At 26.7% G+C, this 2,310-nt stretch carries 2 protein-coding genes; both read left to right on the top strand.

Going from position 1 to position 2,310, the window contains the following annotated elements; all coding sequences use genetic code 11:
- Positions 1–111 precede the first annotated feature (111 nt).
- Positions 112–1,908 (top strand): hypothetical protein, encoded by a 1,797-nt coding sequence (locus T434_RS0106150; RefSeq protein ID WP_026400318.1) that lies wholly within the window; start codon positions 112–114, stop codon positions 1,906–1,908.
- 8 nt (positions 1,909–1,916) lie between these two features.
- The coding region (locus T434_RS07320) for a hypothetical protein (RefSeq protein WP_035358608.1) at positions 1,917–2,310 on the top strand (394 nt) is incomplete at its 3' end.

The raw sequence follows: 2,310 nt of genomic DNA, 5'->3' as shown, positions 1-2,310 counted from the left end.
GCAATACCAGGGTTAATCAGTTATTTAGATGAACTCTTTGGTGAGCATGAAATGTTACAATGTCGAGAATATATTCAAAAGATAGAAATTAATGCTTAAAAGGAATAATTCATGAGACTAATAGATCTTTATTTTAGAGCCTTTCATAATTTTAGAAAAATTACTTCAAATCATCCATTAAGTCAAAGGGAGCGTAAGCATATTGCTCACGCAAATGAAGCGGATGATGTTTTAACATCGCTTCAATATATTTGTCATGTAGAAGAAGATTGGGTTTCTAACATTGAAGAAGGATTAGTTTTTATTGAAAAAGCAATTAGAGAAGATAGACAATTTATCAGAACTGAAGGTAATATTGTTCAAATTGAAAAGGTTAAAAAAACGTCTAAAGAAAGTGTTGAACACTTAGCAAGACACAGCAATTTAATTACTAAAAAACCTAAAGAAAAAACAGATACATTAATTCCCGAACAACTATATGTTGTTGAAAAATTAACTGATTTTGCAGTTTATGAAAATCGATTTTTATACATGTTATTAAGTTATTTAAAAGACTTTATTCAAATGCGTTTAGACCAAATAAAAGATAAGACAACAACATATGAAGCGAATTTAACAATTCATAAAGATGTTAAGACAAATGATCGTCATTTAAAATATGCCTTAACGTATCATTTAACACATAAAAATGATCCATATTTAATTGATTTATATCAACAATCTCATATGATTCGAAGAATCGAAAATATTTATTCATTAGTCATTTCTTTCTTAGGAACACCATTAATGAAAGAAGTTTCTAAATCACCAATGATTAAACCTCCAATCGTGAAAACAAACGTTCTTCGTATGAACCAAAACTTTAGGGGTGCAGTAGCATTATATGAGTTTGTTATTGCATATAAGAAACTAGGTTTTACCTTTGAAGAAAAGAAAAAAACATATAATCCATTACCAACTGATTTAAGTGATGAACTAGCTGATGTTATTGAGCTTACATCAAGTGTAACCTATATTTATGGTCAAGATCTAAAGAAACAATTAAATAAAAGATTAGAAGAAGAACAAAAAGAAGAACAAAAGAAACTTATTGAAAAAGAAGCACTTGAGTTAAAGAAAATTAAAAAACTCATGCTTGAACAAAATGAGACTCCAGAAAACTATATTTTACGATTAGAAAAATATATTAAACAACTTGAGAAACAACAAGAATTATATCTTGAAGAAAAGGATATTAATCAACAATTAAAAATTCAAATTGAAGATTTGACAAAAGACTTAACATCATTTGATGATAAAATTCAAACACTTACTAAAACAATTACAGAAAAAGACTTAGAATTAGAAACACTTAAGCAAACTTATCTAGACACATATTATGAAATCATGACAAATCATGAACATGAAATAAAAGATTTGTCATATCAATATGAAACAAAAATTGATGAAATTAAAGAAACCTATGAAAACAGCATAAATGAATTGAAAATAAATCATCAAGATGAAATTTATCAATTAAAAGAATCATTTATAAATGAAAAAAATAATATCATTAATGAATTTAATGAAAAGATTCGTCAATATCAAGAAGAACTACAATTTTTAACATTAGAATTCAGTAGAAAAGAAAAAGTTTATCAGGATAAAATCCAAGCTTTAGAAAGTGAACTTGACTCTACAATAACAGAAAAACTAGCAATGTCTGCAAAGTATCATGCATTAGTTCAACAAACTAACCCAAATATAAAAGAAGATTTTACATCTAAAGAGCGTTTTAAAGAATTAGAACGAGAGATGGAAGCCTATAAGAAATTCTTTAAAATGCAGTGGAAAGAAACAAAAGTTAAAATTAGAAAACGCGTCAAAGAAGAAATGGAATCTAAATCAGAAGATCAATCTGAATCATAGGGGTTTTTATGAGGAAAAAATATGTCATCTTGTTAATCTTAACGTTACTTGTTACGATATTTATCGGAACGTTTTTGATACTGACTATTTATGGACGAGATATTGTTGATCGTTCAATTGTATTATTTCCTCAACAAATTGTCTTTATATTATCGATAGGAGTATTAATTTTACTCTCGCTTATTTTTATGTTAAGTGGATTAAGAAAATATAGTAAAACTCTTAAAAATCAACAACCAATCGAACTTAAAGGTGTCGATTCAGATTCAAATTTAGGTAATAAAAACCTAGAAGGAAAAGAAGAAAATAACTATGAAGAATCAAGATTTTTCATGTTATCTTTAATCGATGAACAATCAAAAAAATATAAAAACTTCCAATATGAGGATGAAGTCACATTAG

Origin of the sequence: Acholeplasma equifetale ATCC 29724, assembly GCF_000687735.1 — a bacterium.
In the GTDB taxonomy this organism is placed as follows: domain Bacteria; phylum Bacillota_I; class Bacilli_A; order Acholeplasmatales; family Acholeplasmataceae; genus Acholeplasma; species Acholeplasma equifetale.
This window is presented reverse-complemented; position numbering and strand designations above follow the sequence as displayed.

Bases quoted from the DNA above. Each gene is read 5' to 3' on its own strand.
- T434_RS0106150 (WP_026400318.1), top strand. From the start codon at position 112: ATGAGACTAATAGATCTTTATTTTAGAGCCTTTCATAATTTTAGAAAA.